This is a genomic window from Pseudomonas sp. 31-12, from assembly GCF_003151075.1.
In the GTDB taxonomy this organism is placed as follows: Bacteria; Pseudomonadota; Gammaproteobacteria; order Pseudomonadales; family Pseudomonadaceae; genus Aquipseudomonas.
The window spans coordinates 6,487,814-6,506,971 of sequence record NZ_CP029482.1 but is presented as its reverse complement, the minus strand read 5'-3'; the positions used below and the strand labels follow the sequence as shown (position 1 = coordinate 6,506,971).

20 protein-coding genes are annotated in these 19,158 nt (G+C 61.1%); 10 read left to right on the top strand and 10 right to left on the bottom strand.

Going from position 1 to position 19,158, the window contains the following annotated elements:
* Positions 1-22 precede the first annotated feature (22 nt).
* The 3 genes from DJ564_RS30825 to DJ564_RS30815 all read right to left on the bottom strand — a co-directional run bounded on the left by DJ564_RS30825 (position 23) and on the right by DJ564_RS30815 (position 3,782).
* On the bottom strand, positions 23-1,618 hold the full coding sequence (locus tag DJ564_RS30825; protein WP_109635630.1) for a GMC family oxidoreductase: 1,596 nt from the start codon (positions 1,616-1,618) through the stop codon (positions 23-25).
* Positions 1,619-1,778: 160 nt separating this feature from the next.
* Positions 1,779-2,324, bottom strand: a complete 546-nt coding sequence (locus tag DJ564_RS30820; protein ID WP_109635628.1) for a twin-arginine translocation pathway signal protein — start codon at positions 2,322-2,324, stop codon at positions 1,779-1,781.
* 27 nt (positions 2,325-2,351) lie between these two features.
* Positions 2,352-3,782 (bottom strand): coniferyl aldehyde dehydrogenase, encoded by a 1,431-nt coding sequence (locus tag DJ564_RS30815; protein WP_109635626.1) that lies wholly within the window; start codon positions 3,780-3,782, stop codon positions 2,352-2,354.
* 148 nt (positions 3,783-3,930) lie between these two features.
* On the opposite strand from DJ564_RS30815, the gene DJ564_RS30810 reads away from it, so the two are divergent.
* On the top strand, positions 3,931-4,602 hold the full coding sequence (locus tag DJ564_RS30810) for a TetR/AcrR family transcriptional regulator (RefSeq protein ID WP_109635625.1): 672 nt from the start codon (positions 3,931-3,933) through the stop codon (positions 4,600-4,602).
* A 33-nt stretch (positions 4,603-4,635) separates the two neighbouring features.
* Positions 4,636-5,490 carry a sulfurtransferase gene (locus DJ564_RS30805; protein WP_109635623.1) on the top strand — a complete coding sequence of 285 codons (855 nt, stop codon included), beginning with the start codon at positions 4,636-4,638 and terminating at the stop codon, positions 5,488-5,490.
* Positions 5,491-5,615: 125 nt separating this feature from the next.
* Here DJ564_RS30805 and DJ564_RS30800 read toward each other — a convergent pair whose 3' ends face one another.
* Genes DJ564_RS30800 through DJ564_RS30780 form a run of 5 tightly spaced genes read right to left on the bottom strand, consistent with a single transcriptional unit; the run spans position 5,616 to position 10,954 of the window.
* Positions 5,616-6,446 (bottom strand): AraC family transcriptional regulator, encoded by an 831-nt coding sequence (locus DJ564_RS30800; protein WP_109635622.1) that lies wholly within the window; start codon positions 6,444-6,446, stop codon positions 5,616-5,618.
* A 3-nt stretch (positions 6,447-6,449) separates the two neighbouring features.
* Positions 6,450-7,448 carry a hydrolase gene (locus DJ564_RS30795; protein WP_109635620.1) on the bottom strand — a complete coding sequence of 333 codons (999 nt, stop codon included), beginning with the start codon at positions 7,446-7,448 and terminating at the stop codon, positions 6,450-6,452.
* 56 nt (positions 7,449-7,504) lie between these two features.
* Positions 7,505-8,116, bottom strand: coding sequence for a 16S rRNA (guanine(966)-N(2))-methyltransferase RsmD (gene rsmD / locus DJ564_RS30790; protein ID WP_109635619.1), 612 nt, complete (start codon positions 8,114-8,116; stop codon positions 7,505-7,507).
* A complete protein-coding gene (locus DJ564_RS30785; protein ID WP_109635617.1) occupies positions 8,116-9,606 on the bottom strand; it encodes a pitrilysin family protein in 1,491 nt (496 codons plus the stop codon). The genes rsmD and DJ564_RS30785 overlap by 1 nt, the downstream gene beginning before the upstream one ends.
* The gene (locus tag DJ564_RS30780; RefSeq protein ID WP_109635615.1) at positions 9,599-10,954 is read right to left on the bottom strand and encodes a pitrilysin family protein; all 1,356 of its coding nucleotides are present in this window, start codon (positions 10,952-10,954) and stop codon (positions 9,599-9,601) included. Before DJ564_RS30780 ends, DJ564_RS30785 begins: the two co-directional genes overlap by 8 nt.
* A 344-nt stretch (positions 10,955-11,298) precedes the next feature.
* On the opposite strand from DJ564_RS30780, the gene ftsY reads away from it, so the two are divergent.
* The 4 genes from ftsY (at position 11,299) to rpoH (ending at position 15,453) form a co-directional block, all read left to right on the top strand.
* Positions 11,299-12,798: a signal recognition particle-docking protein FtsY gene (gene ftsY, locus DJ564_RS30770; protein ID WP_109635613.1), complete on the top strand. Its 1,500-nt coding sequence runs from the start codon at positions 11,299-11,301 to the stop codon at positions 12,796-12,798.
* Positions 12,795-13,466, top strand: coding sequence for a cell division ATP-binding protein FtsE (gene ftsE, locus DJ564_RS30765; RefSeq protein WP_010466809.1), 672 nt, complete (start codon positions 12,795-12,797; stop codon positions 13,464-13,466). Before ftsY ends, ftsE begins: the two co-directional genes overlap by 4 nt.
* Positions 13,463-14,485: a permease-like cell division protein FtsX gene (gene ftsX, locus DJ564_RS30760; protein ID WP_109635611.1), complete on the top strand. Its 1,023-nt coding sequence runs from the start codon at positions 13,463-13,465 to the stop codon at positions 14,483-14,485. Before ftsE ends, ftsX begins: the two co-directional genes overlap by 4 nt.
* 113 nt (positions 14,486-14,598) lie before the next feature.
* Positions 14,599-15,453: an RNA polymerase sigma factor RpoH gene (rpoH, locus tag DJ564_RS30755; protein WP_007897890.1), complete on the top strand. Its 855-nt coding sequence runs from the start codon at positions 14,599-14,601 to the stop codon at positions 15,451-15,453.
* Between the two features lie 188 nt (positions 15,454-15,641).
* Here rpoH and mtgA read toward each other — a convergent pair whose 3' ends face one another.
* On the bottom strand, positions 15,642-16,364 hold the full coding sequence (gene mtgA, locus DJ564_RS30750) for a monofunctional biosynthetic peptidoglycan transglycosylase (RefSeq protein ID WP_109635609.1): 723 nt from the start codon (positions 16,362-16,364) through the stop codon (positions 15,642-15,644).
* Positions 16,365-16,438: 74 nt separating this feature from the next.
* Between mtgA and DJ564_RS30745 the strand changes: the two genes are divergently transcribed.
* From DJ564_RS30745 to trmB, 4 genes are all read left to right on the top strand, one after another.
* Complete coding sequence (locus DJ564_RS30745) at positions 16,439-16,810, top strand: DUF423 domain-containing protein (protein WP_109635608.1); 372 nt, start codon at positions 16,439-16,441, stop codon at positions 16,808-16,810.
* Positions 16,811-16,900: 90 nt separating this feature from the next.
* Positions 16,901-17,101, top strand: a complete 201-nt coding sequence (thiS, locus tag DJ564_RS30740; RefSeq protein ID WP_007897898.1) for a sulfur carrier protein ThiS — start codon at positions 16,901-16,903, stop codon at positions 17,099-17,101.
* Between the two features lie 60 nt (positions 17,102-17,161).
* Complete coding sequence (locus tag DJ564_RS30735) at positions 17,162-17,956, top strand: thiazole synthase (protein ID WP_109635606.1); 795 nt, start codon at positions 17,162-17,164, stop codon at positions 17,954-17,956.
* 9 nt (positions 17,957-17,965) lie between these two features.
* A complete protein-coding gene (gene trmB, locus DJ564_RS30730; protein WP_083375541.1) occupies positions 17,966-18,691 on the top strand; it encodes a tRNA (guanosine(46)-N7)-methyltransferase TrmB in 726 nt (241 codons plus the stop codon).
* Between the two features lie 132 nt (positions 18,692-18,823).
* Here trmB and DJ564_RS30725 read toward each other — a convergent pair whose 3' ends face one another.
* Positions 18,824-19,147 (bottom strand): DUF3392 domain-containing protein, encoded by a 324-nt coding sequence (locus DJ564_RS30725; protein ID WP_109635605.1) that lies wholly within the window; start codon positions 19,145-19,147, stop codon positions 18,824-18,826.
* Between the last annotated feature and the right edge of the window lie 11 nt (positions 19,148-19,158).

Genomic DNA, 19,158 nt, shown 5'->3' with positions numbered 1-19,158 from the left:
ACGATTGGAATATTCTCGGTTTTCATGGGTTTTTCAAACGTTCGGCGAGGGAAGTCGCCAGTTGCGCCGTCAGCCCGTAGACCGACAATTGCGGGTTTGCGCCAATGCTGGTGGGGAACAGCGAGCCGTCGTGGATCGACAGATTGCTGATCTGGTGGTGCCGGCCGAGGCTGTCGGTCACGGCGTTTTTCGGGTCCTCGCCCATGGCGCAACCGCCCATCACATGAGCGCTGCCCAGGCGGGTGCGATACAACTCAAGGCTCAAACCGTCGATCAACGTGCGCGCTTCCGCCAGGGTTTTCACGTAGCGCGCGTCAGCGTGCATCGGCATCACCGCGTTGGCGCCGCCGGCGAACTGGATTTCGGCCATGCTGTGGAAGGCCCGGCGCAAGCCGTCCCAGGCATAGGGTGAAACCTGATAGTCGAGCACCGGCGTGTTGTCGCCGCGTAATTCGACGTTGCCGCCGGGACTGTCCGGATGAAAACCATCGCGTAACAGCGCCAGCATCGCGTGGGTGTGAGGCAGGTTTTCCATGTGCGCGGCGTTTTCCTTGCCGAAACCACCGAGCAAAGTGGCGGCCAGCGCCGGGTGCAGCGGCGGGACTTCGAGTTTGTAGGACATCTTGCCGGTGGTGCCGTTCTGCCATTGGAAATGGTCGGAATAGATCGACTGCGGCGCACCGTAGAACGGATTGATCACCTCGTCGAACAGCCCGGCAGACATGTTCACCAAATGCAGGAACGTGCGCTTGCCCAACCGTTTGTGCGGATCGGGCGCTTCCGAGCGCAGGAGCAGCGCCGGGCTGTTGATCCCGCCGCCCGCCAGCACGTAATGCCGCGCCTTGACCGTAATCGTACGTCCGGTAGGCGCGACGCAACGGTCGTCCATCGCCACGCATTGCAGGCCCGTGACCTTGCCATCCTTGATCGAGAGCTTTTCGGCGCGGGCCAGATAGAGCAGCTCACCGCCCTTTTCCAGGGTCGCGGGAATGGTCGTGACCATCATCGATTGCTTGGCGTTGGTCGGGCAGCCCATGCCGCAATAGCCAAGGTTCCAGCAACCGCGCACGTTGCGCGGGATCACATGCCAGGCGTATCCGAGTTGTTCGCAGCCTTTGCGGATCACGTCGTTGTTGGCGTTGGGCGGAACCATCCACGGCGCAACGCCCAGGCGCTGTTCCATTTTCTCGAACCACAGCGCCATGTCGGCCGGGCTGTGGCCTTTGACGTCATGCTCCTTGGCCCAATGCTCAAGCGTCGGGTCGGGGGTGCGAAAGCTTGATGTCCAGTTGATCAACGTCGTGCCGCCTACCGCGCGGCCCTGGAGGATGGTGATCGCGCCGTCCTTGCTCATGCGACCGATGCCTTCCTGATAGAGGTTGGTGTAAGCCTGGTCTTCGAGCATCTTGAAGTCGCTGCTGGTCTTGAGCGGGCCTTCTTCGATCAGCAGAACCTTGTAGCCCGCGGCGCTGAGGATTTCCGCGGTGGTGCCGCCGCCCGCGCCGCTGCCGATGATAGCCACGTCCGCTTCGAGGGTCAGGTCCTGGGTCAGTTGCGAGCCGTTGTAGGTTTTCCAGCCACGGGTCATGCCTTCGCGGAACGGGTCGGGTACGGGCATCTTCGGGTTCTCTTGTTGTTATGAGTTTGGATGCGGTGGTGAGGCGGCTGACGTCTTCGCGAGCAAGCCCGCTCCCACAGGTTCCGAGTCGTTCACAAAAAGGTGGTCCACCTCAAATCCTGTGGGAGCGTGGCTTGCCCGCGAAGGGGGCGCCTCGGTCTCAAACTGTAGGCGGTCCGGGATACCCGCAATGCACCCACGATTCTGCGCGGCTGTACCACGCCATCATCACCAGTTGCAGCAACGAGCTATGCCCCATGCGCAGCAGGCTCAACGAACTGTTTTCCCAACGATCGAGAAAATGCCGGATCTCATCGGCACTGGCGTTTTCCCAACTGCCCCAGATCCCGGTCAGCGGCCCGCGGGTCACCGCCATCCCCAGCACGTCGAACAATTGCTGAGTGAGCTTGAGCATTTCCGGCGACAGGTGATTCAGACCGTTATCCAGGCAGTGCAGGGTTTCATCGACGGCCTTCGGCATCTTCTCGGCAGCCACGGCGCCCTCGATCATCACCGGGATCAGCGCCCGCAGAAACAGCAGGTCACCGCTGCGCAAAATCGCGAAACCACTGGCCGGGATGCTCGATGAGCAGCCGCTGAGGCTCGCACCCACTCCGGCGGTGGCCAGGAAAGCACTCGCGCCGAGGCTGAATTTAAGCAGGCCGCGCCGTGACAGCGCGGGTGTATCGGACAGGCTTGGGCTCATTATTGTTATTACCCGGCGGCGTGATCGTTAGCGGATAAACAGTTTCTGGATCAGTTTCTGAATGGCTTTTCCGTACGGCGGGTAAATCAGTTTCGCCGCGTTGAAGCGTTGCTTGATCAGCACGCCTTTGGCCTTGCTGAAGGTCAGGAAGCCTTCGTGGCCGTGGTAGTGGCCCATGCCCGAGGCGCCGATGCCGCCGAACGGCATATCGTCCTGCGCCACGTGAAGCAAGGTGTCGTTGAGGCAAACACCGCCGGAATGGGTTTCGTGGAGGACGCGGTTTTGTTCGCGCTTGTCGTAGCCGAAGTAATACAGCGCCAGCGGACGAGGTCGCTGATTGATGTAGGCAAACGCCTCATCAAGCGTCTTGTACGGCACGATCGGCAGCAGCGGGCCAAAGATTTCGTCCTGCATCACGGTCATGTCGTCGCTGACGTTGAGCAGCAGGCTATGGCTCATGCGCCGGCCCTGGCCCTGATCGAACAACGGAATCAGCAGCGCGCCTTTGCTGGTGGCGTCGCTGACGTAGTCGTTGAGCCGCGCCAGTTGCCGGTCATTGATGATGGCGGTGTAGTCCGGGTTGTCGGCCAGTGTCGGATAGAACCCGCGAACCGCGTGCCGATAGGCTTCGACGAAAGCGCCCACGCGATCTTCCGGCACCAGCACGTAGTCCGGGGCCACGCAGGTTTGTCCGGCATTGAGGGTCTTGCCGAAAGCGATGCGCTCGGCGGCGTCCTTGAGCGGCACGTCGAGGGACACGATGGCCGGGGATTTGCCGCCCAGTTCAAGGGTCACCGGGGTCAGGTTTTCAGCCGCCGCGCGCATCACGTGTTTGCCAATGCTGGTAGCGCCGGTGAACAGCAGGTGATCGAAACGCAGCCGTGAGAACGCGACACCGATATCCGCCTCGCCCAGCACTACGCAGACCTGGTCTTGCGGGAAGATCCGGCCGAGCAACTCCTTGAGCAGCAAACCGGTGGCGGGGGTCGACTCGCTGAGTTTGAGCATCACCCGATTGCCCGCCGACAACGCACCCACCAACGGCCCGATGGCCAGATACAGCGGGTAGTTCCACGGCACGATCACGCCGACCACGCCCAGCGGCTGGTAAACCACTTTGGCCGACGCCGGCTGAAACGCGATACCGACCTTGCGCCGCGAGGCTTTCATCCAGCCTTTGAGGTGCTGACTGGCGTAATGGATGCCGTGCAGGCTGGGCATCAGTTCGGCGAGCAGGGTTTCATCGGCGCTGCGGTGGCTGAAGTCCTGGCTGATCGCATCGATCAAGGCCTGGCGTTCATTGCTCAGCAGATCCCGCAGGGCTTTGAGCCATTGCTGGCGCTGGGCGGCCGGCGGCATCGGGTTGGCTGCATACGCCGCACGCTGCGCATCGAACAGGGCCTGGAGCTCGTCCAGAGGCTGTTGCAGGTTCTGCAGGTAAGCGATGTCGGCGGTCATGATCGGCTCCGGTTTTTGTTGTAATGAGGCACTTTTTAGAGTCTATGCTCTAGAAAGTCAAATGGCATCCTGAGTACAGCATGGTTTTATCCACTCGCCGATAGGTCGTAAGATGCCCGCCAACGCACTCTGAATTAAAGCTCAAGCCATGGCCCCTCGGATCAAAACCAGCGAGCGCATCGTGCAGAACAGCCTGGAGCTGTTTAATCAACAGGGCGAGCGCAGCATCAGCACCAACCACATTGCTGCCCACATGGAGATTTCTCCGGGCAACCTGTACTACCACTTCCCCAACAAGCAGGCGATTATCGCCGTGCTGTTCAGTGAGTACGAAAGCCTGGTGGACAGCTTCCTGCGCCCGCCCCAGGGCCGCGCGTCCACGGTGGAAGACAAGCGCTTCTACCTTCAGGAGCTGCTGGCGGCGATGTGGCGCTACCGGTTTTTGCATCGAGATCTTGAGCATTTGCTCGACAGCGATCCAGAACTGGCCGCCCGTTATCGGCGTTTCTCCCAGCGCTGCCTGATCCATGGCACCCACATCTACGCCGCCTTCGTCGACGCCGGCATCCTGCAAATGGACAAGGTCCAGATCGAATCCCTGACGCTCAATGCCTGGATTATCCTGACGTCCTGGGTGCGTTTTCTGTGCACCACGCGGGAAAACTCCAATCACCTGAGCGAGCAGGCGATTAAACGTGGGGTGTATCAGGTGCTGGTGCTTGAGGCCGGTTTCGTCACGGACCAGTCACGCGACGCGGTCAACGCGTTGTATGAAGAGTTTTACGTGCCACTGGCCCAGGCCCTGGAAGAAGTGCAGTAGGATCTAAGACCGACTTAATCACAGGAGCCCGTTATGCCCATTGCGCAACTGATCAGCCCGCAAGCGTTGGACCTGAAAAAGGAGCAGCCTGGGCTGGTGATTCTGGATTGTCGTTTTGCCCTCGAAGACCCGGACTACGGCCAGCGCAGCTATGCCGAAGGGCACATCGCCGGCTCGAGCTTTGCCGATCTTGAGCGTGATTTGAGCGGGACCGTGGTCAAGGGTGTGACCGGGCGCCATCCGCTGCCTGAACCTGAAGACTTGATCGAGCGCCTGCAAGCCTGGGGCATCAACGTCGACAGTGAAGTGGTTTTGTACGATGACGGCCCGGGTGCCTATGCGGCGCGGGCGTGGTGGTTGCTGGCCTGGCTGGGCAAGCGTGACGGCGTGTTCATCCTCGATGGCGGGCTCAAGGCCTGGCACGCGGCGGGTTTGCCGCTGAGTCTGGATGCGTGTGATATCGAGCGTGGCACCTTCAACGGGACGCCGGACAATGCGCTGATCGTGAGTGCTGAAGAGCTTCAACAACGTCTCGGCCAACCCGCGCTGACCTTGCTCGATGCCCGGGCATTGCCGCGTTTCAAGGGCGAAGTCGAGCCTATCGACCCGATTGCCGGGCACATTCCCGGCGCGCAATGTGCGGCGTTCACCGAGAACCTGGGCAGCGACGGGCATTTCCTGCCGGCGGATCAGCTCAAGCAGCGCTTTGCCGCGAAACTCGGTGATCGTGCGCCGGCTGATCTGGTGGCGTACTGCGGATCCGGCGTCACGGCTTGCCATAACCTGTTCGCACTGTGCCTGGCGGGTTATCCGTTGGGCTCGCTGTATGCCGGGTCGTGGAGCGAGTGGATCAACGATCCCGCGCACGGCATCGCAACCGGCGAATAAACACAAAACTCTGTGGGAGCGAGCCTGCTCGCGATAGCGGTGGATCATGCGGCAGAGATGTCGAATGTTAAACCGCTATCGCGAGCAGGCTCGCTCCCACAGGGTATTGGGGTTGTTTCGAGATTTCAGAACAGCCGGGCACTGCGATACGCCCCCGGCCCCACCCCGTAAACCTGCTTGAACTGCCGACTCAGATGACTCTGGTCGGCAAATCCCAGCTGCGTCGCAACCTCCAGCGGCAAACACCCATTCTGTAATAACACCCGCGCCCGAGCGATGCGTTGCTGCATCAGCCAGGTGTGCGGTGGCATGCCCATGGCACGGCGGAACACCCGGGCGAAGTGGAACGGTGACAGGTTGACCGCTGCCGCCAGTTCTTCCAGCGAAGGTGGCGCGGCCAATTGCGCTTGCAGCAGGTCCTTGGCCAGCGTCACTGCCCGGTGTTCCTTGCCGGGTTTGCCGGCAACCGGCACGGCCGCATGACGTTGCAGCAACAACAGCATCATCTCGCGCCAGACCGTTTGCTGTTGCAGGGCCGTGGACGGACTTTCCAGCAAGCGATGCAATTGGCAGAAACCCTTCACCAGATCCGGATCGCGATACAGCGTCGCGCCAAACCCCGGCAGGTTGGTGGTCGGCAACTCCAGTTCGTCCAGCAGCGAGAGAATCTGCCCGCTGTCCGGGTAAAACGCCCGGTACAACCAGCCATCCTCCGTGCCTTTGTGGCCGGTGTGCAGTTCATCAGGGTTGATCAACACCAGCGTGCCGCTGCCGGCCAGGTGTTCGGCGCCGCGATAGCGATAACGCTGGGCGCCGGCCATGATCATGCCGATCACATAACCGTCATGCACATGGGGCGCGAAGCGATGTTCGATGTAGCGTGCGGACAATAACTCGACGCCGGCCAACGGCGCCGTTTGCCAGAAACGGATCGACTCGCCCTGATCGGCGTCCATGGCTTACCCGCGACCCACGGTGCTCAGCCACTGCGGAATACGGCGCTCCAGGTAATAACCTGGTTGCCGGAACGAACCGTCGACAAAACCGACATGCCCGCCCTTGGCTTGCAGCTCGAATTCAGTGGAGGCCGACAATTCTGGCGCTTGCGGCAAGCTATGGGGGAATACGAAGGGATCGTCGGCTGCCTGGATGATCAAGGTCGGTGTGCGGATCTCTCCCAGGAAATACCGGCTCGAAGCGCGGCGATAGTAATCCTCGGCATCGACAAAACCATTGAGCGGCGCCGTGACCCGGCCATCGAAATCCCAGAACGTGCGCATGTTCTCCAGCGAGCCCAGCGCCGCCAATGCCGCCAGTCCCTCCTCGCGCCCGTCATGCTGGAACTGGCGCTGCTTGTTCTTGATGTAGGCGACCATCTCGCGCATGAAATGCGCCTGATACACCTTGGAGAAACCCTGGCCGATACGATCGGCGCAATGATCGAGACGAAAGGGCACCGACACCGCCACGGCACCCGACACGCCGCTGTCACTGCCGGTTTCGCCCAAATGCTTGAGCAAGACATTGCCGCCCAGGGAATAGCCGACCGCATAGAGCGGGGCGAGAGGGCGCTTGGCCCGCAGGTGTTTGATGGCTTCGGCCAAGTCTTCACTGGCACCGGAATGGTAGCTGCGCGCCAACAGATTCGGCTCGCCCGAACAACCGCGCCAGTTCAACGCGACACTGGCCCAACCCTGGGCACCGAGCGCTTTCTGCACCCCGGCCACGTAAGGCGAATTCGAAGAACCGGTCAGCCCGTGCAGCACCAGCACCAGCGGCGCATCGGCGGTGTGTGGGCCGTGCCAGTCCAAGTCGAGAAAGTCGCCATCCTCAAGCCACAAGCGCTCGCGCTCGCGTTCGATGTGCGTGGTTTTGCGCCACAGCGGTCCCCACAACGTTTGCAGGTGCGGGTTGCCGAGGCCCAAGGCGGGGGTGAAACGTTCTGACGGAAAGGACACGATTGCTCTCGATGCAGCGGTGCGCAACCGGTGCGCACCTTTTTCAGGCCGGTCGATTAACCGGCGATCTCTGCCATACGTTGCCACAATGCGTAATACACCCGCCCGGATTTCTGCTCCCGGTGCAGGCGCCAGTTGCCCGGCAAGCCAAGGCTCGACGGCGCGTTTTCGCTTTCAGTGTAGATCCAGGCTTCATTGGCCAGCCACTGACGCTCTTCAAGCAGCGTGCACACGGTCGGCAACAGATCCTGGTTGAACGGCGGGTCGAGGAACACCAGGTCGTAAGCGGTCGCGGTCTGGGTTTCCAGATAGCGCAGCGCATCGGCGGTCTGGATCTGGCCGGTGGTGCAGCGCAGTGTTCCCAGGTGTTCCTTGATACTGGCGACCGCGATGTTGCTGGCGTCCAGCGCCTGACCCATCGCCGCGCCACGGGACAAGGCCTCCAGGAACAACGCGCCGCTGCCGGCGAACGGGTCAAACACTTTGGCCCCGGCCACGTACGGCGCGAGCCAGTTGAACAGGGTTTCACGCACCCGGTCCGGGGTCGGGCGCAGACCCGGGGCGTCCGGGAAGCTGAGCTTGCGGCTGCCCCATTCGCCACCGATGATGCGCAGTTGGTTCACGCCGTTGTGTACGTTGTGAACGGGTTTTTTAGGACGAGTGGCCATTAATGCTCCGGAACCCCGAGCGGCTGCTCGGCAGGTTTATCAGTTGGGGCCGGTAACGGCTTTTGCGGCACGGTCGGGCCAGCGCTGACGATGACCATTTTATCCGTGCTCAGGTGTTTGTTCAGTGCAACTTTGACTTGTTCGACGGTCAGGCTCTGCGACTCACGCATGAAGTCATCCAGGTAGGTCAACGGCAGGTTGTAGAAACCCATCGCGCCCAGTTGCCCAACGATATCGGCGTTGCTGGCGGTGGACAACGGGAAGCTGCCGGCCAGTTCACGCTTGGCGTCGTCGAGCTCTTTCTGGGTCGGCCCGGTTTTAAGGTAGTCGGCGAGGACGTCCTGCACCAGTTTCAGGGTGCCTTCGCTCATCTCGGCGCGGGTTTGCAGGTTGATCATGAACGGGCCGCGCGCCTGCATCGGGGTGAAGCCCGAATAGACGCCGTATGCCAGGCCACGCTTCTCGCGCACTTCGCTCATCAAGCGAGTGCCAAAACCACCACCGCCGAGGATCTGGTTGCCCAGGGAGAGCGCAGCGTAGTCCGGATCGTCACGGTCGATGCCCAGTTGCGAGAGCATCAGGTTGGTTTGCTTGGACGGGAACTCGATGTGCCCGATGCTGGCTTTCGGTTCTTCAGGCTGCGGGATTTTCGGTAAAGCCGGGCCTTTTGGCAGCGCGCTGGAGACTTGCGCGGCAATCGCTTCGGCTTCAGCGCGGGACAAGTCACCCACCAGCGCAATCACCACATTGCCACCTGCGTAAGCTTTCTCGTGGAACGCCTTGAGTTGCGCCGCAGTAATCGCCGGAACGGTTTTCGCCGTGCCGTCGCTGGAGTGTGCATAGGGGTGATCGCCGTACAAGCGGTTCATCAGCTCCAGGCTCGCCAGTTTGCCGGGGTTCTGCTTCTGGTATTCGAAACCGGCGAGCATCTGGTTCTTGATGCGCGTAAAGGAGTCGGCAGGGAAGGTCGGCTTGCCGACGACTTCAGAGAACAGCTTCAGCGCAGGTTCGCGCTTGTCCGCGGCGCTGAGGCTGCGCAGGGAAGCCAGTGCCATGTCCTTGAACGCGCCGTTGCCAAAATCTGCGCCCAGGCCTTCGAAGCCCTGAGCGATGGCGCCGACATCTTTACCGGCCACCCCTTCGTTGAGCATCGCGTTGGTCAGCATCGCGAGACCGGGCGCGTTGCCGTCCTGGCTGCTGCCGGCGGCGAAGATCAGGCGCAGGTCGAACATCGGCAGCTCGCGGGCTTCGACGAACATCACCTTGGCGCCTTCGGCGGTGTTCCAGGTCTGGACGTCGAGCGAACGGTGGCTCGGTGCCTTGCCGTCGAGTTCGGTCAGCGATTGCAGCTTCTGGCTGGACTTGGCCTTGTCGAGCGCTTCGCTGGCCTTGGTGTCATCGCTTTTCGACAGATAAAACGCAGCGGAGCCGATCAGCACGGCTGCGATCAGGCCGATCAGGGCCAGACGGGGATTTTTACGCTCACTCATGAGTCGTCTCCAGTGGCAGTACATGGGCGACGCTGAGACGTTCGCGGGTGAAATACAGCTTGGCGGCTTTCTGGATATCTTCCGGTGTCACGCTTTCGAGGTCGGCGAGTTCGGTGTCCATGAGCTTCCAGGACAGGCCGACGGTTTCCAGTTGGCCGATGGAGGTGGCCTGGCTGGTGATCGAGTCACGCTCGTAGACCAGGCCGGCGATGACCTGGGCGCGGACGCGTTCCAGTTCTTCGGCGGACGGCGCGGTGGTTTTCAGCTGTTCGAGCAGCTTCCACAGGCCCGCTTCGGTCTGGGCCATGGTTTTCTTTTTCTGGATGTTCGGCGTCGCGGACAAGGTGAACAGGCTGTCGCCGCGGGTGTAGGCGTCGTAACTCGACGAACCGCCGGACACCAGCTCTTCGCCGCGTTCCAGTTGCGTCGGGATGCGTCCGCTGTAGCCACCGTCGAGCAGGGCCGAGATCAGGCGCAAGGCGTTGACCGAGCGTTTGTCTTCAGCGGTGGCGATGCTCGGTACGTTGAAGCCCAGCATCAGGCTCGGCAGTTGGGTCTGCACGTGCAGGGTGATCTGGCGTTCGCCGGGCTCGGCCAGTTCCACAGGGATTTTCGCCGGTGGCACGTCGCGTTTGGCAATCGGGCCGAAATAACGCTGGGCCAGGGTTTTGACCTCGTCCGGGGTCACGTCGCCGACCACCACCAGCGTGGCGTTGTTCGGCACGTACCAGGATTGGTACCAGTGGCGCAGCTCTTCGACTTTCATGCGGTCCAGGTCAGCCATCCAGCCGATGGTCGGCGTGTGGTAACCGCTAGCCGGGTAAGCCATGGCCTTGAAGCGCTCGTAGGCTTTGGACATCGGCTTGTCGTCGGTGCGCAGGCGACGTTCTTCCTTGATGACTTCGATCTCACGGGCGAACTCGTCGGCCGGCAGACGCAGGCTGGCCATGCGGTCGGCTTCCAGCTCGAAGGCCACGCCGAGGCGGTCGCGGGCCAGCACTTGGTAATAAGCAGTGAAGTCATCGCTGGTGAACGCGTTTTCTTCGGCGCCGAGGTCGCGCAGGATCAGCGAAGCTTCACCCGGGCCGACTTTCTCGCTGCCCTTGAACATCATGTGCTCCAGGGCGTGGGACAAACCGGTCTGGCCCGGCGTCTCGTAACTTGAGCCGACCTTGTACCAGACTTGGGAAACCACCACTGGCGCGCGATGGTCTTCGCGCACAACGACCTTCAGGCCGTTATCCAGAGTGAATTCGTGGGTGGGTTGTGGATCGGCAGCCAGGGCCGAGAGGGGCAGACAAACTGTGCTGAGCAGCAGGCCTGCAGCGCGGCGGGCTAAAGCATTCATTCGTTTTTAAACCTTTGGGACTGCCCGCTAGGTCTTAGCGTCGGCGGGCGAGAGGGTGCTAGGATACTGGTCCGTTTTACTGGCGGCCACGCCTATCAGGCCTTTGATCGGCCGGAAGGTTGCATGGGTTACCTGCGGAAGCTTTGAGTTTGTCAGCTAAACTCTGCGTTTTCGCCGACGATGCCGTTCCAGTCCTTCGTATTAGTCAACCTTTGAGGTGCAGTTTGCACCTCGACAAAATGTTGCGCGTGAACAAGCTGGGTCAATCGCAGTCTGTTCTGCATCGAATATTTATTTGCCGGGGCGCCCTTAGGCGCGTCGCTACCGTGAGATAGCCGTCCTCCATGTTTGGTTCCAACGACGACAAGAAGACCCCAGCTGCGGCTGGCGAGAAGAAAAGCCTGTTCGGATGGCTGCGCAAAAAGCCGCAGGAACCCGTCGTCGAACAGCCACAACCACTGCCTGAGCCAACACCTGCGCCGGTAATAGAAGAAGAGCCGGTGCCGGTTGTCCTGCCGATGGCCGAGCCGGTGCTGCAACCGGTCGCTGAGGCTGAACCTGAAGTGATTGCCGAGCAGCCGCTGGCACCCGCTCCAGAGCCGTGGCTGACGTTGCCGGTGGCGGAAGAGCCGGTGGCCTTGGTCGAAGATGCACTGGCGCCGCATGTGACGCCGCCGATTCCTGCCCCGACTGCCTTTGCGCCAGAGCCTGTTCAGGCGCCGCTTATCGAGCCTGTCGTTGCGCCAGTTGTCGTGGCCGAACCTGAGCCGGTAGCTCCAGAACCGGTGATTCCTGCGTTCGTCGCTCCTGTGGTTGAAGCGCCTGCGCCTGCCCCCGTGATTGCCCCGGTAGTCGCCGCGCCCGCCGTTCCCGTCGAAGCCCCGGCCGAGCCGCCGCGCACCGAAGAAACCAAAGCCGGTTTCTTCGCTCGCCTCAAGCAAGGCCTGTCCAAGACCAGCGCCAGCATCGGCGAAGGCATGGCCAGCCTGTTCCTCGGCAAGAAAATCATCGATGACGAGTTGCTCGAAGACATCGAAACCCGTCTGCTGACCGCCGACGTTGGCGTCGAGGCGACCTCGGTGATCATTCAGCGCCTGACCCAAAAGGTCGCGCGCAAAGAGCTGGCCGACGCCGACGCGCTTTACAAATCCCTGCAGGCTGAACTCGCCGCGATGCTCAAGCCTGTCGAGCAGCCGCTGAAAATCACCTCGCAGAACAAGCCTTTCGTGATTCTGGTGGTCGGCGTCAACGGCGCCGGCAAGACCACCACCATCGGCAAGCTGGCGAAGAAACTGCAACTCGAGGGCAAGAAAGTCATGCTCGCAGCCGGTGACACCTTCCGCGCCGCCGCCGTCGAGCAATTGCAGGTCTGGGGCGAGCGCAACAAGATCCCGGTCATCGCCCAGCACACCGGCGCCGACTCGGCTTCGGTTATCTTCGATGCCGTGCAAGCCGCCAAGGCCCGTGGCATTGACGTGCTGATCGCCGACACCGCCGGTCGCTTGCACACCAAAGACAACCTGATGGAAGAGTTGAAGAAGGTTCGCCGTGTCATCAGCAAACTCGACGCCGACGCGCCGCACGAGGTGCTGCTGGTGCTCGACGCCGGTACTGGCCAAAACGCCATCAGCCAGGCCAAGCAATTCAACCAGACCGTCGAACTGACCGGTCTGGCGTTGACCAAGCTCGACGGCACCGCCAAGGGCGGGGTGATTTTCGCCCTGGCCAAGCAGTTTGGTTTGCCGATTCGCTACATCGGCGTCGGTGAAGGCATCGACGACTTGCGTACTTTTGAAGCAGAACCCTTTGTCCAGGCACTGTTTGCCGAGCGGGAGCGTTCATGATTCGTTTCGAACAGGTCGGTAAACGCTACCCGAACGGTCACGTCGGCTTGCATGAGCTGAGTTTTCGAGTCCGCCGGGGGGAGTTTTTGTTTGTGACCGGCCATTCCGGTGCCGGTAAAAGCACCTTGTTGCGGCTGCTGCTGGCGATGGAGCGTCCGACCACCGGCAAATTGCTGCTGGCCGGCCAGGACCTCGCCACCATCAGCAACGCGCAGATTCCTTACCTGCGCCGGCAGATCGGTGTGGTGTTCCAGAATCACCAGTTGCTGTTCGATCGCACGGTGTTCAACAACGTCGCGCTGCCCCTGCAGATCCTCGGTCTGTCGAAGGCCGAGATCGTCAAGCGCGTGGATTCGGCACTTGAGCGCGTGGCGCTGTCGGATAAAACCGATCTGTACCCCGGCGACCTGTCCACCGGTCAGCAACAGCGCGTCGGCATCGCCCGCGCCATCGTCCATCGACCGGCCTTGCTGCTGGCGGACGAACCGACCGGTAACCTCGACCCGCGCCTGGCGGCCGAGATCATGGGCGTGTTCGAAGACATCAACCGTCTGGGCACCAGCGTGTTGATCGCCAGTCACGACCTCGCGCTGATCGCCCGCATGCGTCATCGCATGCTGACGCTGCAACGCGGCCGATTGATCGGCGACGGGGAGGCGGGCGTATGAGTGCGACACGCAGCCCCAAGGTTTCCGAGCGTGTGGCGCCGAAAGCCGCCGATCCGCAACCGCAGAAGAAAAAACGCGACGATGACGACGGCCCGGATTTCGCCACGCTGTTCCGCGCCTGGGTTGAAAGTCATCGCGCCAGTTTACTGGACAGCCTGCGTCGATTGGGCAAGCAGCCGATCGGCAGCTTTTTCACCTGCATGGTGATGGCGGTTGCCCTGAGTTTGCCGATGGGCCTGTCACTTTTGCTAAGTAACGTCGAGCGTCTGGGCGGCTCCTGGCAGCGAGCGGCGCAGATTTCCCTGTACCTGCAACTCGAGGCCAGCCCTGCTGAAGGCGAATCGTTGCGTGAGCAGATCAAAAGCATGCCTGGTGTGGCAGATGCGGAATATGTCGGTCGTGATCAGGCGCTGGAAGAGTTCCAGCAACAGTCCGGCCTGGGCGAGGCGCTCAAGGAATTGCCGGAAAACCCGCTGCCTGGCGTGGTTCTGGTAACGCCGAACGAGGTCGACAAGCCCACGCTTGAAGCATTACGACAAAAACTTTCCGAGTTGCCGAAGGTACAACAGGCGCAACTTGATCTAGTCTGGGTCGAGCGTCTGGCAGCGATCCTCAAGCTGGGTGACCGTTTTGTCTTCGGTCTGACTGTGCTTCTGGTTTCTGCATTACTTTTGGTGATAGGCAATACCATTCGTCTTCATATTGAAAACCGCCGCACAGAGATAGAAGTGATTAAACTCGTCGGCGGCACGGACAGCTATGTGCGCAGGCCCTTTCTTTATATGGGTGCGCTTTACGGCTTCGGTGCGGGGATTCTTTCATGGGGCGTATTGGCGTTTGGCCTTGATTGGCTGAACGACGCGGTCGTCGGGCTGGCCGGTTTGTACGGCAGTGATTTCGCATTGGCCGGAGTGCCAGTGGCCGATGGTCTGTCTCTCTTGCTTGGCGCGGTGCTGTTGGGGTATATCGGTGCATGGATTGCAGTCGCACGCCACCTGAGGGAGCTTGCGCCTAAGTAGTATCATTTTGCTCGTATTGACCTTTCAGCGTTTATGGGAACTTGTCTTTCGGTTTCCGGTCAATTTTCGCAGTGCTGAACTGCACGAGTTATGTAAGTCGGAGGTTTTTTCGTATGACCAATTCTTTGCAACCTGCATATGCTCTGGTCCCGGGTGCGAACCTGGAGGCCTATGTGCACACCGTGAACAGCATTCCATTGCTGACGCCGGAGCAGGAGCGTGAACTGGCCGAGAGTCTCTATTATGAGCAGGATTTGGGGGCGGCTCGGCAGATGGTGCTCGCCCACCTGCGTTTTGTCGTACATATCGCCCGTAGCTATTCCGGCTACGGCCTGGCTCAGGCTGACCTGATCCAGGAAGGCAACGTCGGCCTGATGAAGGCCGTTAAGCGCTTCAACCCGGAAATGGGTGTGCGTCTGGTTTCGTTCGCGGTGCACTGGATCAAGGCGGAAATTCACGAGTTCATCCTGCGCAACTGGCGCATTGTGAAAGTCGCGACCACCAAGGCCCAGCGCAAGCTGTTCTTCAACCTGCGCAGCCAGAAGAAACGCCTGGCGTGGCTGAACAACGAGGAAGTCCACCGTGTGGCGGAAAGCCTCGGCGTAGAGCCGCGGGAAGTGCGCGAGATGGAAAGTCGCCTGACCGGCCATGACATGGCCTTCGACCCGGCCGCGGAAGCGGACGACGACAGTGCTTTCCAGTCGCCGGCCAACTATCTGGAAGACCACCGGTACGACCCGGCCCGTCAACTGGAAGATGCCGATTGGAGCGACAACTCCAACCACAACCTGCACGAAGCGCTGGAAGTGCTGGACGACCGCAGCCGTGACATCCTCTACCAGCGCTGGCTGGCGGAAGAGAAGGCCACGCTGCATGACCTGGCGCAGAAGTACAACGTGTCGGCCGAGCGTATTCGTCAGCTCGAAAAGAGCGCCATGAACAAGCTCAAGTTGTCGATTGCCGCTTAACGCAGCAAGCAGGCAATAAAAAACGCCCCGATCATTGATCGGGGCGTTTTTTTTGTGCCCATTTATCCGGCTGGCGCCGGCCCCTGTGGGAGCGAGCCTGCTCGCGATGGCGTCAGGTCAGTCGGTACAGATGTTGAATAATCTACCGCTATCGCGAGCAGGCTCGCTCCCACAGGGGTTTTGCAGTGTTATTGGGACCAAGGCGCCCGGCGCGAATCATTGATGCCAACCAGATAGCTATCGCCCCCCAACTGACTCATCTGCTGACGAATCCACCCAGCCCTGCGCGCAACATAGTTGGTCGGATGACTCGCACTCCAAACCCGCGGGTTAGGCAGCACAGCCGCCAGCAAACTCGCCTGCTGCCGGGAAAGAGACTTGGCACCAACGCCAAAGTGATGCCGGGCCGCCGCTTCTGCGCCAAACACCCCGTCATCCCACTCGACGCTGTTCAGGTACACCTCAAGTATCCGCTGCTTGGGCCAGAGCACTTCGATCAGCCCGGTGAACCACGCCTCCAGGCCTTTACGCAGCCAGCTGCGGCCGGACCACAAAAACAGATTCTTCGAGACCTGCTGGCTCAGGGTGCTGGCACCGCGAATCGAACCGCCGAGCTCGTTATGGGCCAAGGCTTTCTGGATCGCCCCAAAGTCAAAACCCCAATGCTCCGGGAATTTCTGATCCTCGCCCGCGATCACCGCGACTTTCAGGTCGTCCGAGATTTCATCCCAGGGTTTCCACGTGCGTTGCAGGTCAATCGGCTCGCCGTCGAACCAGGATTCGACCTTGCGCTCGACCATCAACGCGGTTCCCGGTGGCGGTACCACGCGAAAGATCAGCACCAGCAATACGCTGCCACCCGCGAACCAGAGCAGGGCCTTCGTGAATCGTCGCAAAAATAAACGCAGCATAGAGATGGCTTGGCCGAACCCGTTGAGCGGGCCATTATACAGACCCTGTGGATCGAGTCTGACTGGAGTTCTTCATGCTGCGTGGCTTTCTGATGCTGGCCGCTTTCTTCGGCTTCACTGGCGTTGCCCTTGGCGCGTTCGCCGCCCACGGCCTGAAAAACCGTCTGACGCCTGAATACCTGGCAATTTTCCACACCGGCGTCACCTACCAATTGGTGCACACCCTGGCCCTGCTGGGCGTGGCATTTCTGGCCACGCAGATTCCTGGGCGCTTGATGACCTGGGCTGGCGCCTCGTTTGCCATCGGCATCCTGCTGTTTTCCGGCAGTCTGTACCTGCTGACACTGACCGGTGTCAGCAAGCTCGGGATCGTCACACCCTTCGGCGGCCTGGCATTCCTGGTCGGCTGGTTCTGCCTGGGGCTTGCCGCCTGGCGGTTGAGCTGACCGGGCGGTCCATTTCATGACGAATGGCTTGGGTCGCCAAGACTGATCGGGCTAGAATGCCAGCCCCTAAAAATGATGGCGGCTTCCGGCATGCGCATTCAGTTGAACGGCGAATCCCTTGAACTGCCCGACGGTGAAACCGTTGCGGCCCTGCTGACCCGTCTGGAACTGACCGGACGCCGGGTGGCGGTCGAGCTCAATCTGGATATCGTCCCGCGCAGCCAGCATGCGGAAACCACGCTGAACGACGGCGACAGCGTCGAAGTCGTCCACGCCATCGGCGGTGGCTAGTCGCCCGGCCCGCAAGAGCACAGAATTCTGCAAGAACCTCACCCCTACAGAGGATTTCCCATGAGCATCGTTCGTAGCGACAAGCCCTTCGTCCTGGCCGGTCGTACTTACCAGTCGCGTTTGCTGGTAGGCACCGGCAAGTACCGCGACATGGAAGAAACCCGCCTGGCCATCGAAGCCTCGGGTGCCGAGATCGTGACCTTCGCCGTTCGCCGCACCAACCTCGGCCAGAGCCCGGGCGAACCGAACCTGCTCGAAGTCCTGTCGCCGGATCGCTACACCTTCCTGCCGAACACCGCCGGTTGCTTCGACGCGACCGAGGCTGTGCGCACCTGCCGCCTGGCCCGTGAGCTGCTCGGTGGCCACAACCTGGTGAAGCTGGAAGTGCTGGCGGACCAGAAAACCCTGTTCCCCAACGTGATCGAAACCCTCAAGGCCGCCGAAGTGCTGGTCAAGGAAGGCTTCGACGTGATGGTCTACACCAGCGATGACCCGATCATTGCCCGTCAACTGGCGGAAATTGGTGTTATTGCAGTGATGCCGCTGGCCGGTCTGATCGGCACGGGCCTGGGGATCTGCAACCCGTACAACCTGCAGATCATCCTCGAAGAAGCCAAGATTCCCGTATTGGTGGATGCCGGTGTCGGTACCGCTTCCGACGCCACCATCGCCATGGAACTGGGTTGCGAAGCAGTGCTGATGAACTCGGCCATCGCCCACGCCCAGCAGCCGATCATGATGGCTGAAGCCATGAAACACGCCATCGTCGCGGGCCGCCTGGCCTACCTCGCCGGCCGCATGCCGAAAAAACTCTATGCCAGCGCCTCCTCGCCGCTGGATGGTCTGATCAAGTAAGAGCCATTGATGACTGAATCAAACGACACGCCAATCCAGACGGAAGAAGGCGACGAGCGCCAACATCGCCGCATCAAGAGTTTTGTGATGCGCGCCGGGCGCATGACCGAAGGCCAGCAACGTGGTCTGGACCAGGGCACGCCGCTGTTCGTGCTGCCATTGGCCGACGCGCCGGTGGACTTCGACCAGGTATTCGGTCGCTCGGCACCGCGTTCGCTGGAAATCGGTTTCGGCATGGGCCATTCGCTGCTGGAAATGGCCGCAGCCTCGCCGGAACAGGATTTCATTGGCGTGGAAGTGCACCGTCCGGGTGTGGGCGCGCTGCTCAATGGCGTGCTGACACAGGGCCTGACAAATCTGCGGGTCTACGATTGCGACGCGATCGAAGTGCTCAACCGTTGCGTGGCCGACAACAGCCTCGATCGCCTGATGCTGTTTTTCCCGGACCCGTGGCACAAGAGCCGCCACCACAAGCGCCGTATCGTTCAGGCGTCCTTCGCTGAGCTGGTGCGCAGCAAGTTGAAGGTCGGCGGCATCCTGCACATGGCCACCGACTGGGAGCCGTATGCCGAGTACATGTTGGAAGTGATGAACGTCGCGCCGGGTTATCGCAACCTGGCCGAAGACGGCAAATGCGTCCCGCGCCCGACCGAACGCCCGATCACCAAGTTCGAACGCCGCGGCGAACGTCTTGGGCATGGCGTGTGGGACCTGAAGTTCGAAAAACAGTCCTGAGCCGTATCGCTGTAAAAACTGTGGGAGCGAGCCTGCTCGCGATTGCGGTCTGACAGTCAACGAAGATGTTGAATGTTATGACGCCATCGCGAGCAGGCTCGCTCCCACAGTTGTTTTGGGTGTAGTCAAAAGTCAGCGGCGGTCAGCTACAACGCCGATCAGCACCAGCACCACCAACAACACCGGCGCCAGGCTGTAGTTGTTGAACTGGCTCAGGCCTTTGATGATCCATGGCGTGGCGTAGATCAGTGCCACGCCGCTGCCGACCATGCACACCAGAGCGAGCAACGGCACGCGTAACGCGCCGGCGATGCTGCCCAGGCGTTGGTCGACCCAGCCTTTGATGTCCGCGCCGAACAACACCAACAGGCAGCCCACCAAGGCCAGAGAAATCTCCGACAGGTTGCTGCGGCTCCAGCGGGAGACGGTGGCGAGCAGGTCGAGTATCAAATCCATTCGTTTTCCCC

Bases quoted from the DNA above. Each gene is read 5' to 3' on its own strand.
- DJ564_RS30825 (WP_109635630.1), bottom strand. From the start codon at position 1,618: ATGCCCGTACCCGACCCGTTCCGCGAAGGCATGACCCGTGGCTGGAAA.
- DJ564_RS30820 (WP_109635628.1), bottom strand. From the start codon at position 2,324: ATGAGCCCAAGCCTGTCCGATACACCCGCGCTGTCACGGCGCGGCCTG.
- DJ564_RS30815 (WP_109635626.1), bottom strand. From the start codon at position 3,782: ATGACCGCCGACATCGCTTACCTGCAGAACCTGCAACAGCCTCTGGAC.
- DJ564_RS30810 (WP_109635625.1), top strand. From the start codon at position 3,931: ATGGCCCCTCGGATCAAAACCAGCGAGCGCATCGTGCAGAACAGCCTG.
- DJ564_RS30805 (WP_109635623.1), top strand. From the start codon at position 4,636: ATGCCCATTGCGCAACTGATCAGCCCGCAAGCGTTGGACCTGAAAAAG.
- DJ564_RS30800 (WP_109635622.1), bottom strand. From the start codon at position 6,446: ATGGACGCCGATCAGGGCGAGTCGATCCGTTTCTGGCAAACGGCGCCG.
- rsmD (WP_109635619.1), bottom strand. From the start codon at position 8,116: ATGGCCACTCGTCCTAAAAAACCCGTTCACAACGTACACAACGGCGTG.
- DJ564_RS30785 (WP_109635617.1), bottom strand. From the start codon at position 9,606: ATGAGTGAGCGTAAAAATCCCCGTCTGGCCCTGATCGGCCTGATCGCA.
- DJ564_RS30780 (WP_109635615.1), bottom strand. From the start codon at position 10,954: ATGAATGCTTTAGCCCGCCGCGCTGCAGGCCTGCTGCTCAGCACAGTT.
- ftsY (WP_109635613.1), top strand. From the start codon at position 11,299: ATGTTTGGTTCCAACGACGACAAGAAGACCCCAGCTGCGGCTGGCGAG.
- ftsE (WP_010466809.1), top strand. From the start codon at position 12,795: ATGATTCGTTTCGAACAGGTCGGTAAACGCTACCCGAACGGTCACGTC.
- ftsX (WP_109635611.1), top strand. From the start codon at position 13,463: ATGAGTGCGACACGCAGCCCCAAGGTTTCCGAGCGTGTGGCGCCGAAA.
- rpoH (WP_007897890.1), top strand. From the start codon at position 14,599: ATGACCAATTCTTTGCAACCTGCATATGCTCTGGTCCCGGGTGCGAAC.
- mtgA (WP_109635609.1), bottom strand. From the start codon at position 16,364: ATGCTGCGTTTATTTTTGCGACGATTCACGAAGGCCCTGCTCTGGTTC.
- DJ564_RS30745 (WP_109635608.1), top strand. From the start codon at position 16,439: ATGCTGCGTGGCTTTCTGATGCTGGCCGCTTTCTTCGGCTTCACTGGC.
- thiS (WP_007897898.1), top strand. From the start codon at position 16,901: ATGCGCATTCAGTTGAACGGCGAATCCCTTGAACTGCCCGACGGTGAA.
- DJ564_RS30735 (WP_109635606.1), top strand. From the start codon at position 17,162: ATGAGCATCGTTCGTAGCGACAAGCCCTTCGTCCTGGCCGGTCGTACT.
- trmB (WP_083375541.1), top strand. From the start codon at position 17,966: ATGACTGAATCAAACGACACGCCAATCCAGACGGAAGAAGGCGACGAG.
- DJ564_RS30725 (WP_109635605.1), bottom strand. From the start codon at position 19,147: ATGGATTTGATACTCGACCTGCTCGCCACCGTCTCCCGCTGGAGCCGC.